The 17070-nt window shown below is 55.0% G+C and carries 16 protein-coding genes; 4 read left to right on the top strand and 12 right to left on the bottom strand.

From position 1 onward, the window contains the following. Nucleotides 1-189: 189 nt before the first annotated feature. Together F3J28_RS14920 and F3J28_RS14915 are read left to right on the top strand one after the other, a co-directional pair. Nucleotides 190-1341, top strand: a complete 1152-nt coding sequence (locus tag F3J28_RS14920; protein ID WP_166877344.1) for a lactonase family protein — start codon at nt 190-192, stop codon at nt 1339-1341. A 46-nt stretch (nt 1342-1387) separates the two neighbouring features. Next, nucleotides 1388-3298 (top strand): BglG family transcription antiterminator, encoded by a 1911-nt coding sequence (locus tag F3J28_RS14915; protein WP_166877341.1) that lies wholly within the window; start codon nt 1388-1390, stop codon nt 3296-3298. A 145-nt stretch (nt 3299-3443) separates the two neighbouring features. On the opposite strand, the gene dolP is transcribed toward F3J28_RS14915, so the two are convergent. Genes dolP through F3J28_RS14895 form a run of 4 tightly spaced genes read right to left on the bottom strand, consistent with a single transcriptional unit; the run spans nt 3444 to nt 7119 of the window. Next, complete coding sequence (gene dolP, locus F3J28_RS14910) at nt 3444-4019, bottom strand: division/outer membrane stress-associated lipid-binding lipoprotein (RefSeq protein WP_008453679.1); 576 nt, start codon at nt 4017-4019, stop codon at nt 3444-3446. Between the two features lie 32 nt (nt 4020-4051). Then, entirely contained in the window at nt 4052-4642 is a 591-nt protein-coding gene (diaA, locus tag F3J28_RS14905) for a DnaA initiator-associating protein DiaA (RefSeq protein ID WP_008453676.1), read from the bottom strand. A gap of 21 nt (nt 4643-4663) precedes the next feature. Next, entirely contained in the window at nt 4664-5059 is a 396-nt protein-coding gene (locus tag F3J28_RS14900) for a YraN family protein (protein ID WP_166877338.1), read from the bottom strand. Beyond that, nucleotides 5017-7119 (bottom strand): penicillin-binding protein activator, encoded by a 2103-nt coding sequence (locus tag F3J28_RS14895; protein WP_166877335.1) that lies wholly within the window; start codon nt 7117-7119, stop codon nt 5017-5019. The genes F3J28_RS14900 and F3J28_RS14895 overlap by 43 nt, the downstream gene beginning before the upstream one ends. A 61-nt stretch (nt 7120-7180) precedes the next feature. Between F3J28_RS14895 and rsmI the strand changes: the two genes are divergently transcribed. Further along, a complete protein-coding gene (gene rsmI / locus F3J28_RS14890; protein ID WP_166877331.1) occupies nt 7181-8047 on the top strand; it encodes a 16S rRNA (cytidine(1402)-2'-O)-methyltransferase in 867 nt (288 codons plus the stop codon). Between the two features lie 142 nt (nt 8048-8189). Next, a complete protein-coding gene (locus F3J28_RS14885; RefSeq protein ID WP_286178235.1) occupies nt 8190-8807 on the top strand; it encodes a hypothetical protein in 618 nt (205 codons plus the stop codon). Nucleotides 8808-8857: 50 nt separating this feature from the next. On the opposite strand, the gene F3J28_RS14880 is transcribed toward F3J28_RS14885, so the two are convergent. The 8 genes from F3J28_RS14880 to kbaZ all read right to left on the bottom strand — a co-directional run bounded on the left by F3J28_RS14880 (nt 8858) and on the right by kbaZ (nt 17054). Then, nucleotides 8858-10747, bottom strand: a complete 1890-nt coding sequence (locus F3J28_RS14880) for an alpha-galactosidase (protein WP_166877325.1) — start codon at nt 10745-10747, stop codon at nt 8858-8860. A gap of 22 nt (nt 10748-10769) precedes the next feature. Further along, nucleotides 10770-11648 (bottom strand): tagatose-bisphosphate aldolase subunit KbaY, encoded by an 879-nt coding sequence (gene kbaY / locus F3J28_RS14875; RefSeq protein ID WP_166877322.1) that lies wholly within the window; start codon nt 11646-11648, stop codon nt 10770-10772. Between the two features lie 10 nt (nt 11649-11658). Beyond that, nucleotides 11659-12816, bottom strand: coding sequence for an SIS domain-containing protein (locus F3J28_RS14870; protein WP_166877319.1), 1158 nt, complete (start codon nt 12814-12816; stop codon nt 11659-11661). 348 nt (nt 12817-13164) lie between these two features. Beyond that, a complete protein-coding gene (gene agaF / locus F3J28_RS14865; protein ID WP_008453658.1) occupies nt 13165-13599 on the bottom strand; it encodes a PTS galactosamine/N-acetylgalactosamine transporter subunit IIA in 435 nt (144 codons plus the stop codon). 12 nt (nt 13600-13611) lie between these two features. Further along, on the bottom strand, nt 13612-14481 hold the full coding sequence (gene agaE, locus F3J28_RS14860) for a PTS N-acetylgalactosamine transporter subunit IID (RefSeq protein ID WP_166877316.1): 870 nt from the start codon (nt 14479-14481) through the stop codon (nt 13612-13614). Beyond that, the gene (agaW, locus tag F3J28_RS14855) at nt 14471-15253 is read right to left on the bottom strand and encodes a PTS N-acetylgalactosamine transporter subunit IIC (protein ID WP_008453654.1); all 783 of its coding nucleotides are present in this window, start codon (nt 15251-15253) and stop codon (nt 14471-14473) included. Before agaW ends, agaE begins: the two co-directional genes overlap by 11 nt. Before the next feature lie 10 nt (nt 15254-15263). After that, complete coding sequence (agaV, locus tag F3J28_RS14850) at nt 15264-15737, bottom strand: PTS N-acetylgalactosamine transporter subunit IIB (protein ID WP_166877313.1); 474 nt, start codon at nt 15735-15737, stop codon at nt 15264-15266. Nucleotides 15738-15761: 24 nt separating this feature from the next. Continuing rightward, on the bottom strand, nt 15762-17054 hold the full coding sequence (gene kbaZ, locus F3J28_RS14845) for a tagatose-bisphosphate aldolase subunit KbaZ (RefSeq protein ID WP_166877311.1): 1293 nt from the start codon (nt 17052-17054) through the stop codon (nt 15762-15764). Between the last annotated feature and the right edge of the window lie 16 nt (nt 17055-17070).

The following is a 17070-nucleotide window of genomic DNA, read 5'->3' as shown; positions in this document are numbered from 1 at the left end:
GGAGAGATTGATGCGAAAAAGAAAAGTCCCCTCTCCCTTCGAGGGAGAAAGATTGATGCGAAAAAGAAAAGTCCCCTCTCCCTTCGAGGGAGAAAGACTGATGTGAAAAAGAAAGATCCCCTCTCCCTTTTAGGGAGAGGGTTAGGGTGAGGGTATAATCCTCATCAACCACTCTTCGAGGACAAACGCATGTCTGCACGCACTCTGCTTGTTGCTTCATTTGCCTTACTTGCCGCCGGCAACAGCGCGGCGCAAAGCCACTATGCCTGGGTTGGCACCTACAACCCCAACGGCGAAGGGCTTTACCGCTTCCAGGTTGACGCCAAAACCGGCGCGCTTAGCGAGAAAACGCTGGTCAGCTCGCTGCCGAATGCCGCACAGCTCACCGCGTCGCCGGATGGAAAAACGCTATACGTAGCCAGCGAAGCCGAGAAAGGCGTGGTAGCGGCATTGCGTGTGGGTGATAACGGAAGTGTGACCGAACTGAATCAGGTCTCTTCCGGGGGCGCTGGCCCGGTCTATCTGTCCCTGACGCCACAGGGTAAGCACCTGCTGGTGGCTAACTATGTGAGCGGTTCAATTACCGTATTGCCGATTAATGCAGACGGTAGCCTGCAGGAAGCCAGCGACAAGCATCAGGACAGCGGTGAGCCGGGCGCGGCAAAACCAGAAGCTGCGGTAGAAGGTAGCTTTGCCGCCAGCGATCATAACGGCCCGCATGCCCATATGATTGCCGCCGATCCGAGCGGCAAGTTTGTCTTCTCCACCGATCTTGGCCTGGATCGGATCTACCAGTATCGCTTCGATCAAAGCAAAGGCGTACTGGAGCCAAACGATCCGCCGTTTATCGCCGCCTCTTCAAAAGGCGCGGGGCCACGCCATTTTGTCTTTGCCGCAGACGGCGCGAGCCTGTGGTTGATTAACGAAGAAGCTTCTACGCTTACCCATTACAAGCTCGACCGTGAGAAAGGCACGCTGACAGAAGGAAAGACGATTTCTTCCCTGCCAAAAGGCTATAAGGGCACAAGCTTTGCCGCTGGCCTGGTACTCAGCCACGACGGTAAGCAACTGTATGTGGCCAACCGCCTGCATAACAGCATTGCGCATTTCAGCGTGGGCGCTAACGGCGAGCTTACGCATCAGGACGATATCTGGACCAGAGGCGACTATCCGCGAGGCCTGACGCTGGATAATACCGGCAAACATCTTTATGCCCTGAACCAGCGCAGCGACAACATTACTCGTTTTAGCGTGGCCCCGGGCAGCGGTAAATTAACTTTTATCGAGGATTATACGGCGGTGGGAAGCCCGTCACAGATGGTCTTCACCCCGTTTAAGTAAAGCAGGACGGGGCGCTTAAATGCCCCGATAACCAAAGGAAGCGGTAGTGAGATTCCCCAATCAAAGGCTGGCTCAGCTTTTTGAGATGCTGCAAAACGAAACGCTGCCCCAGGATGAACTGGCGCGGCGTTTGTCCGTTTCTACTCGTACGGTTCGGGCCGATATCACGGCGCTTAATGCGCTGATGTCAGGCTTCGGGGCTCAGTTTACGCTTACCCGCGGTGCGGGATATCAACTGAATATCGAGGATACTGAGCGTTACGGCGAGCTGGTGCAGCATCGTCCGCGTCAGCTTCGTATTCCTCGTACTTCGCCAGAACGCGTGCATTACCTTGTGGTGCGTTTTTTGACGGCGGCGTTTTCACTGAAGCTGGAAGATCTGGCCGAAGAGTGGTTTGTCAGCAGGGCCACGCTGCAAAGCGATATGGCCGAAGTACGGGAGTGGTTTAACCGCTATCATCTGACCATTGAGACACGCCCGCGCTACGGCATGAAGCTGTTCGGCAGCGAAACGGCTATACGCGCCTGCCTGACTGACCTGCTGTGGCAGTTAACCTTAGAGGACAGCGAAAATCCGTTATTGACGGAAGAAGCGCTGAACGCGGGTGTCCCGGAGTTGCTCGCCGGTTCGCTGCACGATTGTTTTACCCGCTGCCACATCCGCCTGACCGATGAAGGCGAGCAGTTTATTCGCCTCTATTGCTCGGTGGCGGTTCGTCGCATCAGCGAAGGCTATCCGCTACCGGAATTTACGGCCGATAGCGTTGATGTCCAGGTGAAAGAGGCAGCCAGACAGATTGCCGCTCTTCTTCAGCAACTGGCGGGGAAGCCGCTTTCCGAAGCTGAAGAGCAGTGGCTGCAGGTTCACATCGCCTCGCGGCAGGTGCAGGAAGTGGCGCCGAGCGCGATCAGCGCCGACGATGATGAGGCGCTGGTTAACTACATTCTGCGCTACATCAACACCCACTATAACTACAATCTTCTCAGCGACGAGCAGCTGCACGCCGACCTGCTGACCCATATCAAGACAATGATCACCCGGGTGCGCTACCAGATAAACATCCCGAATCCACTGCTGGCTAACATCAAACAGCATTACCCGCTGGCTTACGACATGACGCTGGCGGCGGTCTCAAGCTGGGGAAAATATACCCCTTACGCTATCAGCGAAAACGAAATTGGTTTTCTGGTGTTGCACATCGGTGTGGGTCTGGAGCGTCATTACAACATTGGCTACCAGCGCCATCCTCGCGTGCTGCTGGTTTGCGATACAGGGAATTCGACGGTGCGTATGCTGCAGGCCATGCTGCTGCGTAAATATCCGCAGGTGGAAGTGACCAACATTATCTCTCTGCGCGATTATGAGCAGCTTGAAACCGTGGATGAGGACTTTGTAATCAGCACGGCGCGCATAAATGAGAAAGAAAAGCCGGTGGTGGTGATGGCGCCGTTCCCGACGGATTATCAGCTCGAGCAGCTTGGTAAGCTGGTGCTGGTGGACAGAACAAGGCCTTACATGCTGGAGAAATTTTTCGATGCCAGCCATTTCCGCATTATCGACCAGCCTATGACTCAGCAGCAGCTGTTCCTGACGCTCTGCGAGCAGCTGGAGCGGGAAGGCGTGGTTGATGCAGACTTTCACCCGTCGGTGGTGGAGCGCGAGGCCATTGTCAGCACCATGCTGGGCGAAGGCATTGCGCTGCCGCACTCGCTGGGCCTGCTGGCGAAAAAAACGGTGGTTTACACCGTGCTGGCGCCGCACGGTATTAGCTGGGGGGATGAAACGGCGCACGTGATCTTCTTGCTGGCGATTAGCAAAAGCGAATACGAAGAGGCGATGGCGATTTACGACCTGTTTGTGACCTTCCTGCGTGAGCGAGCGATGGTTCGGCTGCGCGAGAGTAAGGATTTTGACAGTTTTAAAGCCGTGGCGATGGAGTGCCTGAGTAAGCTGTAATCACAGTTGACCCTCATCCAGGAAGGGAGAGGGGGAATTCTGTGGGCAACGTTTACTTCGCCAGAATGAAAACTGGCGGAAATTCAATCGACTGGCTGGTATTATCCCCTCTCCCTTGTGGGGAGAGGGTTAGGGTGAGGGGCCGTTATTTCAGGATCGTGAACGCGGTGGTGACGTGCTTCACGCCGCTAACCCGGCTGGCAATATCCGCCGCGGCTTTACCTTCACGTTCGGTTACCAGGCCGAGTAGGAATACCTCGCCATTCTCGGTGGTGACTTTCACGTTAGACGATTTTACCTGGTCGCTGGTGAGCAACTGAGAGCGAACTTTTGTGGTGATCCACGTATCGCTCGACGCTACGCCCAGGCCGACCGGAGCCATAATTCGAATCTCGTTATAGACTTCGGTTGCGCCGTCTACGCCCAACGCAATTTGCTTCGCACGAGAGGCGAGGTCTGGGTTAGGAGACTGACCAGCCAGCAGCACTTTGCCCTGGTAAGCCGTCACGTTAATACGCGCTTCTTTCTTGATCTGCTCATCCTTGTTGAGCGCGCTGTTCACGCGTAATTCAAGCGTGCCGTCATCAACCTGTGTCCCGACGGTGCGTGGGTCTGTCGCAGTTTTTGTCGCCACGGCGGCGCTTCCCACAACAACGGCACCGACGCAGCCCTGCAGCAACAGCGCGGAAATAAGAACTGCGACTGGCGTAATGGCCTTCATGTTCATTCCTTCTCCTTTCTCAAAATTAGCTATTAGCCATCCTGGTGGGGAAATAGCGTATTGTCGATCAGATCGCATAAACAGTTCACCGTCAGCATATGCATCTCCTGGATGCGGGCGCTGCGATGAGAAGGGATTCGGATTTCAACATCCTGTGGCCCCAACAGTCCTGCCAGTTCGCCGCCGTCATAGCCCGTCAGCGCGACGATGGTCATGTCGCGGGTGACAGCGGCCTCAACCGCTTTGACAATATCACGGCTATTGCCTCGGGTGGAAATCGCCAGCAAAACGTCCCCGGCGTGGCCCAGCGCACGAACCTGTTTGGCATAAACTTCTTCATGCAGACGGTCGTTAGCGATCGCGGTTAAGACCACATTATCTGCATTAAGTGCAATGGCCGGTAAACTAGGGCGCTCTGTTTCAAAACGGTTGATCATGCTGGCAGCAAAATGCTGTGCGTTGGCGGCGGAGGTGCCGTTGCCACAACAGAGGATTTTGTTGCCGTTCAGTAAAGACTGAACCAGCGTCATCGCTGCACGGGAGATGGCGTCCGGCAGGGCTTCCGCTGCGGCAATCTGAGTTTGAATACTTTCCGTGAAGCAGACTTTGATTCTTTCGAGCACGTTGATTCTACCTGGAGTTTTTTAGATATCGGCGGCAAACGCGTTGGTCAGCCACGCTATTTCATTGCCGGTGAAAGCTAACACATCGAAACGGCAATCTACAGTATCAAAACTTTGTCCTTTGCCGCTAAGCCAAACCTGAGCGGCATGCAGCAGGCGCAGCTGCTTGTTGCGCGTCACGCTGGCGGCGGCTCCGCCGAACTTATCGTTACGCCGAAAACGCACTTCCACAAAAACGATAACCTGCTGCTGTTGCATAATAAGGTCGATTTCGCCGCCGCGAACATGCACGTTCGCGGCCACAAAGCGCATTCCCTCGCGCTCAAGATAGCGACGCGCCTGCTGTTCATAGCGCGCGCCGCGTTGCTTGCGGTTCAGGAGACCGGAACGATCTGGCCCTGACTGAATTGCAGCCAATTTAACTTCCTGTTAATGACGCAGTCCTGGCTGGCGGTCAGCTGCCCGGTGTTGCCGTTTACCTGATAACCCGGCACCTGGCGTATCTGCGAGAAGTGGCTTGCCAGCGTCCAGGCATCAACGCCCATGGCATACAGACGCGCCAGCGAGTAGTCATTATTGACGCTGCTTAACGCCTGCTGCATCAGCTGTGGATTACCGCCGGAAAGCATCGGGATTTCGCTAAACTGCAGGCCTTCCATTTCCAGTCGGTAGTCCGGGCCGTTCACGCCCTGCGAGCTGCGCGAGCTGGCATACAGCTGAGCGCTGCCGCGGCTGCCGGTGCGCATCGCAATCATTGGTTTGATCAGCGCCACTTCTTCGGAGGTCGCAATAATGTAGACCGCGTCTACGTTGCCGCTGCTGCCTGCGGTAATTTGCGCATCCGTAGGTGCTGCCGGAATAGTCAGTCCGCCAATGGTGACGCCTGGCGGCGTATTGGACGGCGTACTTACCGGGGTGCCGGTCAGGGCGATGCCGGAGCCGCTGTTAATCCCGCGCTTCAGGTCGCTCACTGAACCAAATTTCTGCTGCAGTACCAGACCGCCGCCGAGTTTCTGCCATTCGGTGGCAAAGGCTTTCGCCACTCGGTCGCCCAGAGCGTTAGAAGGGATCAGCATCAGCGGATTACGGTGATTTTGCTGCCAGATGTGATCGGCGGCGTCACGGGCTTCGTCTTCTGGCGAAAGGGCGAAATAGCAGATGTTAGGGCGATTCTGCACGTTTTCAGGCTGGTTTAGCGCCAGAATATTTAACGGGCTGTTGGTGCTGGCTAACTGGTCAACATTGTTTTTTAGCAGCGGGCCAACGACCAGCGTGGCGCCGTCCTGCTGCGCCTGAGCCAGAACCTGAGAGAGCGGCTGGCTGCTGGTGTCGTAAATCTTAATTTCTGCCGAAGGGTTCGCGGCAACAGATGGCGCGGTTTGTGCGTCAGGCTGGGCAGACGGCGTTGCTGGGGCTGCGGTTTGCGGCGTTGCCGCCTGTGCCTTCTGGTCTGTTAAATCGCTGACGGACGCACTTGCCGGGCTCACTGCAGCATTAGGATCTGCGGGGGCCTGGGACGCTTGCGGCTGAGGCTCTTCTTGAGGCGGCGCCGCCTGTTGTTGCGCATTAGGATCTACGGGCTGGGCGGCAGGCTGAACTGTTGCAACCGGCGCGACGCCGTTGTTTTTCGCCGCTTCAAACCCTTGCTCAATCGCGCGGCCAAACACCGCAGCCTGGCCGTTGAGCGGCAGCAGAAGGGCGATTTTACCGGTTGAGGCTGGTTTGAAGTTTTGAACATTCACTAACTGAGTCGGCAACGTTTTTGAGCCTGGATTATTCGGGTAGCGCGTTTGCCAGTCCTGAATTCCGGCTTTCAACATGTTAGGATCGTTACGGTTATCGCTCCAGACGTGCTGCAGATCCAGCCAGCCCTGCAGGGTATTTTCGTCGGCGTTAATCACCAGGCTGTTCATTTGCTCTGGGGAGAACTGCGACAGAACCTGCCAGGTGCCATCAATGTTCTTTTGATGAGCATCGCCTTTCAGCAGCGGCTCCTGAGCAATGTACGCGCGCAGCAGCGCTAAAGACGGGCGTCCCTGAGAAGCGTCAATCACAGCCTGGTAATAACGGCTCTGTTGGCCCTTGTCGAGTGCGCTCGGGTCAATCTTTTCCAGCAGGGCAGAGGCGGCGCTGAAGTCTTTCTGTGCAATCTTCACTTCCGGCACCAGCAGCTGTTGCTCACGCGCTTGCGCATCGTTGAGCTGCTGCGGCAGTTGGTTATACAACGCCACGGCCTGTTGAGGTTTGCCTTCTTTTAGCAGGGAACGAATGGCGAGTAATTGCCAGTTGGTCTTGCTATCATCTGTACTTTGCTGCATTTGCTGCAGATAGTAAGCGGACCCGGCGGTGGTGTCGCCCTGCAGCAGCGTGGCGGACTGATCCGGCGCCTGGGTTGAACAGCCGGCAAAAATCAGCGCCGCAAGCAACACAGGCAGGCAGCGCCCGGCTTTTGAACGATTCAAGGTTGAGGGTAGCATTCTGTATCCAGTGGTTTTATTTCCCAATGTACAATATTAAATCGGCAATACGGATGAAACAATGAAACAACACGAAACGGCGGCGATTTCAGCCAGTACGCTTTACATCGTCCCGACGCCTATCGGCAACCTCGGGGATATCACCCAGCGGGCCCTCTCAGTGTTGCAAAGCGTTGATCTGATTGCCGCAGAAGATACCCGTCATACCGGACTTTTGCTGCAGCATTTTGCGATTAATGCGCGACTCTTCGCACTTCACGATCACAATGAGCAACAAAAAGCTGAAACGCTACTGGCGAAACTGCAGGAAGGCCAAAGCATTGCGCTGGTGTCCGACGCCGGTACGCCGCTGATTAACGATCCGGGTTACCACCTCGTGCGTACCTGCCGTGAGGCGGGGATTCGCGTCGTGCCGCTGCCTGGCCCATGCGCCGCTATCGCTGCACTCAGCGCAGCTGGCTTGCCGTCCGATCGTTTTTGCTATGAAGGTTTTCTGCCTGCAAAATCCAAAGGCCGTCGCGACGCGCTGAAGGCGATTGAGCAGGAACCGAGAACGCTGATTTTCTATGAATCCACTCACCGCCTGCTCGACAGTCTCGATGATATCTGCACTGTGCTTGGCGAATCCCGTTACGTGGTGCTGGCGCGCGAGCTGACCAAAACCTGGGAGTCGATTCACGGCGCGCCCGTAGGCGAGCTGCTGGCATGGGTGAAGGAAGATGAAAACCGCCGCAAAGGCGAAATGGTGCTGATTGTTGAGGGCTTTAAAGTCCAAAGCGATGATGAACTTCCCGCCGAAGCGCTGCGTACGCTGGCGTTGCTGCAGGCTGAGTTGCCGCTGAAAAAGGCTGCAGCGCTTGCCGCAGAAATTCACGGCGTGAAAAAGAATGCCTTGTACAAATATGCGTTAGAAAACAACGAGAAATAGTTTTCTCAAGCCGGCTCCTGGTTTTCATATCGCAACGCGGTTAGCGTTTAAAAAACGAACTCCCCGGTGTTAATTTATGCATGACTGAATGACTTTAAGGGAGTTAAAGTTTATGCCGGTATTGATACCAGGAGATTCGAATATGGTTGTGATGCCTTTTTCCTATAGCACGGCGTCGATAAAACGCTCGTTCGAGGTGATTGAAGAACTGACGTTTGCAGGTCAGCATTTCCTTATCATTTTTGACAGGTCTACCCCGAGGGCTGCAATCATTAAGGCCGAGCCTGAAGGAAATGAAAAAGATCGCCGGCACGCTGTCGTCGCCATGCTTGAGCTCAAAAATCAAAAAACGATTGGTGACAACGTTATTTCAGTAGATCGTTTTTGGGAGGATCAAAGCGTTCTGCAGGTTGAAGGCGTTTGCGTCGAGAAGCCGCTTCAGGAAGCTGGCTTAGCCACACAGCTATATGAGGCGCTGGTGCTCAAGTGTGGCGTGATTTTAATGAGCGATAATATTCACTATGCCGGGGGCAAGGCGCTTTGGCAGAAAATAGCCAGAAACTCCACTCAACTTGCGGTTTTTATTTCGGATTCAGATGATGGGCGATTCTATCCCTTTGACGGTACGAAGGCCGCATACGATGGTGTCAGCATTCCGGAAGAAAAAATCTGGAGCACGCACCCTGATAAAGAGCATTTTGGCATTATCCTGATTGCCGAAGATAAAAGGCGGGTTGCTGCGCTGACATCAGGTAGGTAAACGCTATTAAGAAGCGTAGAAAGAACGAGCCTTCTACGCTCCATTCTCGTTTAGTTGACCGGCGTGGCCTCAATCACCAGCGTTTCCAGCGGTTTCAGCGTCACAACCAGCGGTTTACTGTAGTCGTTGGCTACGGTCTCGTTCTTGCCGTAAACCTGCTTCAGCGTAAAGCGCGTGGTCTCGCCGTTCGGGACTTCAAAGCTTTTGCTCAGGTCGAGATAGTAGCTTTGTGATTTATCCGACGGGTTACGCAGGCCCAATATTGCTTTCTCTTTACTCCACGATGCCCAGCCGTAAACCTCCAGCTGCGTCGGATCGCCGCCAACCCAGTGGCTGTCAACCAGCACGTTGCTGTTCGTCCGTGACCATTTCGCCGCTTCGGCAAGCGTGTCCCATTTGGCGTTGTTCAGCATTGACGGCGTGATGTACAGCTCCTGCAATTGCGTGCCGGTGGCGAAGTAGCTCCAGGCCTGATCGGCAAAATCCTGGTCCGTTTGGACTTTCTCCAGCCCAAAGTAGGCATGTTCCGCGCTGACGATACCGTGGTACATCAGTGAGTTAATCGGGAAAAGCGGGCCTTTACGCACGATGGAGCGATAGGTTTCCGCGTCGCGATAGGTTATCCACTGCTGCACAGGCGAACCTTTGCCGTAAACGTTGATGTCATCGCCCTGGCGCCAGATTGAGTCGGCGTAGAACAGCCAGGACGGGCTGGCGTTGGTGCCGGTCGTCAGGTTGATAAACAGATCTTTGTTGGCGGCACGCATGTTTTTGATTAGCTCGATGGAGGCATCAAAATCAGAGGCATAGGGGCTGCCTTTGATGTACGAGTTGGCGTTGCCCATGCCATCGAGCTTAAACGAGGTGATATGTTCGTTTTTGATGAGCCCGATAATTTGCTGATTAAAATTGTGGAAGTAGTTGGGGCCTGAGAGCGCAAATTTGCCATCCACGGTTTCAAAGCCGTTCTCTTTGGCGTGTGAAACGCGCACGTCGCGTGGTTTGTTGTAGCCACCCCACGGTGAGAGCCACAGCCCCACGGAAGTATGCAAACTGTCCGCTTTTTCTTTGATAACACCAAAGCCATGCTTAAACGCCGGACTAAACAGCCACTTCCCGGTCAAATCGTCCCAGCCGTCATCCAGCAGGAAGCCGTCGAGCTTCACGCCCCGCTTGCTTATCAGTTCGCTGGCGTATTCATCCATGCGGGTCAGCACGTCCTTCTCGGTGTAGGGCGTAAAGAAACCGATGTCCATCCAGCTGTTGTAGTGCAGGTAAGGCTGGTAAGGGCGCGGGCGCATGGCGTTGATAAATTCATTAAAGCTACGGCGAAGCTGGTCTGTTGCTTCAAACGTGCCGAAGTAGACCGTATAGGTCACCGGGGCGTCGGTTTTAATCGGTGTTTTGAGCTCAACGTTCAGGTTGGTGGTGGTTTCGTAGGCGTAGGTATTCACGATCGGTTTTTGCGGCAGCATATAGAAACTGTCCGCCACGATGGGGGAACTGTTGATGGCGCCGTTGACATAAGGTGCCTGAGCCTGGCCTTTGGTCGGGAAGAAGGTGATCTTTGTGACATCACGAGGCTGGCCTTTTGCCTGCAGCGTATAGTCCACCGCCGCATACTTGCCCTTCAGCAGCTTCAGGGTAACATTGACCGAGAAGTCGTCTCGCTCGTAATCAATCTGAATGGCGTCTGCGGTTTTGCTGACGTTTTTGAGTTTAAAGTCGGCGGTATGGATAACTTTTTCGTCCGGCAGCGTCAGGAAAAACAGCTCGATGGGCGCCAGTTTGTGGTCGGATAGCCGGTCTTGCACCACCACCGCCGAGCCTGAATCGTCGAAAGAGACGGCAAGGTTGGTGTTTTCCAACTGGTACTGAGCCGCCAGCGCTGCGTTGCTCATGAACATAATAAGCAGGGAGCTTTTTATTATTGTCTTCATCAGATGTCCTTACACCAGGGGGTTAAAGCGCCGCTTCTGATTCCGGCAGCAACTTATTCGCCGAGCCGCATACAGCGACTTTGCTACGCACCACTTCTTTCATCGCGTCCATGCCGACGCGCATGTAAAAGCGTGGGTCGTTGCCTTCCGGGTTAGCGCCAAACCATTTTTTCACCGCGTCCGCGAAGGCGATTTTTAATTCCGTCGCGACATTCACTTTGCAGACGCCAAGCTCGATAGCACGGCGTACAAACTCGTCAGGCACGTCACTCGCGCCGTGCAGCACCAGCGGGACGCTGACGACGTTGCGGATCTCACCCAGCCGTTTGAAGTCTATTTTCGGGAGTTTGGTATACAGGCCGTGTGCGGTGCCAATGGCAACCGCCAGGCTATCGACGCCGGTGAGCTCAACAAAGCGGCGCGCTTCCTGCGGATCGGTCAGAAAAGCGCTTTCTTCATCCACATCCATATCGTCTTCCACGCCGCCGAGTCGGCCTAGTTCGGCCTCGACGCTGCAGTCGTTGCGGTGGCAAAACTCGACCACGGATCTCACCAGCTTCACGTTGTCAGCAAAGGGGAAGTGGCTGCCGTCAATCATGGCGCTGCGCACGCCAGCGTTAACTTTGCGGCTGATGTCCGCCAGGCTTTCGTGATGATCGAGGTGCAGCGCTAGCGGTATGCCGTAGCTTTCGGAATAGGCGTGACACAGTGCGTAAATCTCTTCGAAAGCGATATGTTTAAAGGTGCCCGGCGTGCCGGCAAGGATCACCGGGGAATGCATCTCTTTGCACACCTCAAGAATCGCCTGGATGGTTTCGGCATTGTGGATATTAAAAGCCGGTACCGCATAGCCTCTGGCCTGCGCGTCCTGAAGCAGATACTTCGTGGAGATAATGCTCATGATGAACCTCTCAGCCTTTCCAGGGATGAATAACGACGCCTTTAACTACGCGATTAACCGTGCCGCTGGCGGAAGGCGTGTCCGGCGTAATGCCTGCTTTAACGGAGGAGGTGAGGGCGAAAACCTGGGCATACATCAGGAAGCAAAACGCCTGCTCAACGTCGAGGAACGTCCGATCTGCCGCAGGCAGCAGGATATGCGGGCCTGATGCGATCTCGGGGCTGGAGGAGGCTGAAATGGCGATCGTTTGCATAGCCAGACTGTCCCGGCGCAGCTCCGCCAGCAGATCCAGATCGTACTGGCGAGTGTACGGATCGCTGGAGACCAGCACGATCGCCAGCGTCTTACTATTGACCAGGGATTTTGGGCCATGCCTGAAGCCGGTTGGTGTGTCATAAAACGCCGCCAGCTTGCCAGCCGTGAGTTCAAGCACCTTCAGAGAGGCTTCTCGCGCCACGCCCTGCAAGCCACCGCTGCCCAGGTAGACCACGCGTTCGTAGGGAAGATCGCCAAACGGAATTTCGCTGAAATCGCCCTGCGAATGAATAATTTGGGCACAGCGGTGAGCGACATCCTGAAATGACTGCGTATTGATGACATCCGGGGCGAAAACCGCAAGGCAGCTTGCCATCATGGTCGTGATGCTGCTCGTCATGGCAAAACCGCGATCGTGCGTTTCCGCAGGCATCAGCAGCGGCAGTGAGCGGTTGTCCTCCAGCGCGCTGCGGTAGAGGCTACCGCCCTCGTTACAGGTGATGGTGATGTGATAGCAGGATTTCACGAGCTGGTTGGCAAGTTCCACCGCAGCGACGCTCTCGGGGCTGTTACCGGAGCGAGCGAAGGAAACCAGCAGCGTGGGCTGTTCAGGGGAGAGATAGTCCAGCGGATTGGTCACCAGATCCGTGGTGGGCACGGCAACAAACTGTTTGCCGGTGTGGCGAGACAGCCACGGTGCAATGATGTCGCCGATAAACGCCGAGGTTCCAGCGCCAGTAAGGATAATTTTTAACTTGTCGTTCGCAAGTAGTGGATTCAGGAAGGCGGAGATCTCATCGCGCGCGCGGTCTATCTGTTGCAGGGAACGGATCCAGCTCACGGGCTGCTGACGGATCTCTTTTTCAGTCCAGGTCGTGTGGCTGCGATCTGTGGCCGTGGAAGTTTCACTCATGACTCAGTCCTTAGCATTACAGCGTCAGATGTCGGCTTTTTATCGCCCATAATCTTTCGTTTTGTTTCATTTAATGGTTTTTAGTGCTTTATGAAAATTTATAGAAAGGAATCGACAAGATCAATATGAAAAATGAAATAAAACGAAAATCATGATGTGGATCTTTGTTTATGCATAACACTTTGTTTTATTTGGTTTTCATTGAAAATAAAACAATTAAGAAAAGAAAAAGAAAGGCCCGTGGTGGATCTCGCCACAGGCCAAAGTGATGCATAATGAAAGCAGCAGGAGCCGCCGCCTGCATTAAACGGGGTTCGAAACTGGAGATAAGCAATCCAGTCTTTTACTTCAGATGCCTTCTTCGCTGGCTTCCGTTGCCCGGTGGCGCGCCATTTCGTCGACCAGGCTGGTCAGGCCGCGATGCCCGCATTCCAGCGCCATCTGGCGAAACTCGCTGCCGTTTAGCCCTTCGCGCTCGAGTACCATCTCCAGCAGTAGCTGCAGATTGACGCCAGTAACAACTTCGCGTCCCGGCTTCTCAAGCGCCAGCGTTGAGGCAACACGGAAAGGCGTACCGCCCAGTAAATCCGTCAGAAAAACTAAACCTTCGCATTCATCCAACTGGCCGATAGCGGCTTGAAATTGTTCCGTCAGCCGTGCCGTGGAGGAGGTTTCTGGAAAGTCGATGGCAATAATCTGCGGCTGCTCGCCGAGGATCTGTTTCATTGCCTGCTCCATCCCGCTGGCAAAACCTCCGTGGCCGCTCAAAATGATGCTCAACATCTGCTTTTCTCCTTAGAGGAAGTGAAGGAACTTCCCAACAACGGCTAAAACGACGGTGATGCAAATCAGGCGCAAGGGGCTCCAGCCACGGCGGACCAGGGCGAACATTGCCAAGGTATAGACCAGCGGCAAAAACGCAGGCATCAATTTGTCGATGACGTCAGCCTGAAGCTTAACCACCGCATCCCCGGCCGTAATTTCAAGCGTAGTGGACAGGCGAACATAGGTGGCAACGAGAGCGCCGATAACGGTCATCCCGACGATGGAAGCGGCATGCCCTACTTTACGTGTATTAGCCTTAATTAACGGAATAGCTGCCACGCCCATGCGGTAAGCGTAGTGCGCCAGGCCGAAACGCAGGCCCAGATGCACCACGTTAAATAGCACGATAAACACGATGGCACCGAGTATCGACCCCTGAAGCGCCAGGCTGGCGCCGATACCGCCGCAGATTGGCAGCAGCGTCAGCCAGAACATCGCATCCCCGATGCCACCGAGTGGGGCACCAACGGCAATTTTTGTGCTCTGGATACTGTTTACATCCTGCTTCGAACGTTCCATCGCCAGAATAATGCCGATCACAAAGGTGACCAGGAAAGGATGGGTATTGAAGAACCCCATGTGCCCCTGCATCGCCCGCGCCAAATCGCGTTTGTTGGTGTGGATCTTTTTCAGGGCGGGTAGCAGGCCATACAGCCAGCCGCAGGCCTGCATACGCTCGTAGTTAAATGAGGCCTGCAGCAACATCGAACGCCATGCTACACGGTTGATATCTTTTCGGGTTAGCTCTGCGCCAATGGTCTGATCTTCATAAATCGTATCATTGGCAATGATGTTCTCAGACTCAATGGCCTGTGAAAGCGTTTGGGTATCAGATGCCATCTTCGAATTCCTCTTTCTGGACGCGAGCGGGCTGCGGTGGAGTAGGGTCTTTACGCATCAAATCCATCAGGGCCAGCGCTAGCGCGGCGGCGGCAATTGCCAGCACCGGTAATTTCAACCAGGCTGCGCCAACAAAGCCGATGATGAAGTAGGGGATATAAACGTTTTTCATCATGATTTTCAGCAGTACGGCAAAACCGATAGCTGGCATGATGCCCCCGGCGACGCCCAGCCCGTCAATCAGTCGCGCTGGTAACATATCGATGGCTGTTTTGGCATGTTCGGCCCCAAAATAAATGGGTAAGAAGGCGCAGAGAAAATAGAAGATGCCGAGTGCGAGCATCGCCAGGTAGTTAATGCGCTCAATGCCATTGGTGTCGGCGTTCGCCGCCATGCGGTCGGCACGTGCCATGACGCCGGACATAACGGAGAACAAGAAGGTGATGCCCATCTGTACCGCAACCGCAAAAGGCACTGCGACGCCGACGGCGACTTCGGGCTTCACGCCGGTGGTAATGGCAAAAGTCGTGCCGACGATGGTGCCGATAATGACGTTAGGCGGCTGCGCGCCGGCGAGCGGAGCCAGGCCCATCCAAACCAGTTCCAGCGTGCCGCCGGTGAGAATACCGGTGTGTAAATCGCCAAGAATAAGGCCAACCAGCGGGCCAAGGACGACGGGGCGGTGCATATGGGTCAGGCCGTTGAACATATCCAGACCGGCGATAAAGGCCAGCAGGCCCAGGGCTATCGCTTGCAGTAAGCTGATTTCCATAGCAAATACCTCAGAGAAGTTTATAGAGATCCTTAGCTGATTCCGTCGGTACACCTTGCACAAAACATTCGACGCCGGCCTGTTTCAGGCCGGAGAAGGCGGCAATGTCTTGTTCATCAACCGACACGGTTTTAGCCACCTGCTTTTTGCCTTCGACGTAGTGCATGTTGCCCACGTTGATGCGCGTTACCGGCACGTTGCCGTTCACCAGGGTGAGGAAATCCCGCGGGTTTTTACAGACCAGCAGGATCTTCTGGCGATCCGCCGCGCGGTGAATGTTGTCGATGACTTTTTGCAGCGGCCAGAAGCGCACCGCAATTCCTTCTGCCAGCACCATCTCCATCAGGTTCTGTTGGATGGGATCTTCCGCCACCTCATCATTGGCGACCAGAACCAGGTTTGCGCCGGAAAACCCGACCCACTGCACGCCAACCTGACCGTGGATCAGGCGCTCATCAATGCGGCTTAAGACAATATTTGGCATGGTATTTCCCTTATTATCATTGTGTTAATGAGGAGATGACTCACCGTGACAGGCCGCGTGATACTGGCGCAGCACATCCTGAATATGGTCGATAATCAGCTCATGAGGTTTGGCTGCTAGCTGTGCTTCCCGCACTTTGGCGTACTGAAGCGGCAGGTACTGGCTGATTAACGGCAGTGGAATAGGTTCGTGGGCAAGGTTCCTGACCAGCACATCGTAAGCCTCATCGATATCGCGATCCGGCCAGTAGTAGCGCACCCGGTCAGAGTAGCTATAGCCGCGTGCCAGACGTAGCGCATCGCCGTTGCCGTGATAGTGCTGCTGCCAGTGCTCCGGGTGGTCAAGCATCACGCTTTCCAGGACGTCCCTCAGGCCGGAGCATTTGTGTGCCGGGAGCAGTTCTCGCTCAATGGCTGAGAGGGAAAAAAGGGCTTCACGCAGGGCAAAAGTCAGGGCCGGGCCGACTTTTAGTATCGCAAAGTGATCTTCCACTAACTGATGCAGCGCCTGCGTGGTCTGATAATCCGTTGAATGTGCTTCAAAAACCATCGTTGGCGAATCTGAAATAAGTTTGCTTAGCGCCCTGGCTTTTTCTGGCTGGTAGTCAATCACCTGGGTGTGGTCGAACTCGACGCCGGGTTGAACAACAAGGCCAATAATGCGCGGCCAGATTTCACTTAGCCCCTGTTCAGCAAAGGCCTGGCGGTGAGCTTCCAGCGTAGTATTTGCGGCCTGCGGCGTGGTGACGGCGAGCTCAGCGAGAGTTTCATGGGCACCGCCAGGGACCGGCACTTCGGTGCCGATGATGTACACCAGATCGGCATGGCCAAAGTGGTCGATACAGGTTTGCTCAGCAATCAGCGCCAGCCTGGCTGCTCGCCCGGCAACGACATGATCCGTGAGCGGCACGGGATCGTCCACACAAGACATACTGCAGTCGAGGTGTATTTTCTTGAAGCCTGCGGCGACATAGCTACGGATCAGCTCTTCGGCATGGGACATCGCCTCTTCGGCTGGTCGGGTTTGCCAGCGGTTTGGCCCAAGATGATCGCCGCCGAGTATCAGGTTGGCATAAGGAAAGCGGTGTTGTTCCGCGAGTTGATAAACGAAACCGCAGAAATCCGCAGGCGTCATTCCGGTATAGCCGCCGTACTGGTCCACCTGGTTAGAGGTCGCTTCAATAAGCAAGCTGGTGCCAGCTTCGCGAGCGTGGCGCATGGCGGCCTCAAGCACCAGCGGATGCGCGGAGCACACGGCAAAGATCCCGTACTGGTTGTTCCGTTTGTGGTTAGCGACAAATTCGATCAACTGTTTCACTTTCCTCTCCACGGCG

It is taken from the genome of Enterobacter sp. Ap-1006 (assembly GCF_011752835.1).
Taxonomy (GTDB): domain Bacteria; phylum Pseudomonadota; class Gammaproteobacteria; order Enterobacterales; family Enterobacteriaceae; genus Cedecea.
This window is presented reverse-complemented; position numbering and strand designations above follow the sequence as displayed.

Coding starts and splice junctions, on each gene's coding strand:
- F3J28_RS14920 (WP_166877344.1), top strand. CDS start 190: ATGTCTGCACGCACTCTGCTTGTTGCTTCATTTGCCTTACTTGCCGCC.
- dolP (WP_008453679.1), bottom strand. CDS start 4,019: ATGAAGGCCATTACGCCAGTCGCAGTTCTTATTTCCGCGCTGTTGCTG.
- F3J28_RS14895 (WP_166877335.1), bottom strand. CDS start 7,119: ATGCTACCCTCAACCTTGAATCGTTCAAAAGCCGGGCGCTGCCTGCCT.
- rsmI (WP_166877331.1), top strand. CDS start 7,181: ATGAAACAACACGAAACGGCGGCGATTTCAGCCAGTACGCTTTACATC.
- F3J28_RS14885 (WP_286178235.1), top strand. CDS start 8,190: ATGGTTGTGATGCCTTTTTCCTATAGCACGGCGTCGATAAAACGCTCG.
- F3J28_RS14880 (WP_166877325.1), bottom strand. CDS start 10,747: ATGAAGACAATAATAAAAAGCTCCCTGCTTATTATGTTCATGAGCAAC.
- kbaY (WP_166877322.1), bottom strand. CDS start 11,648: ATGAGCATTATCTCCACGAAGTATCTGCTTCAGGACGCGCAGGCCAGA.
- F3J28_RS14870 (WP_166877319.1), bottom strand. CDS start 12,816: ATGAGTGAAACTTCCACGGCCACAGATCGCAGCCACACGACCTGGACT.
- agaF (WP_008453658.1), bottom strand. CDS start 13,599: ATGTTGAGCATCATTTTGAGCGGCCACGGAGGTTTTGCCAGCGGGATG.
- agaE (WP_166877316.1), bottom strand. CDS start 14,481: ATGGCATCTGATACCCAAACGCTTTCACAGGCCATTGAGTCTGAGAAC.
- agaW (WP_008453654.1), bottom strand. CDS start 15,253: ATGGAAATCAGCTTACTGCAAGCGATAGCCCTGGGCCTGCTGGCCTTT.
- agaV (WP_166877313.1), bottom strand. CDS start 15,737: ATGCCAAATATTGTCTTAAGCCGCATTGATGAGCGCCTGATCCACGGT.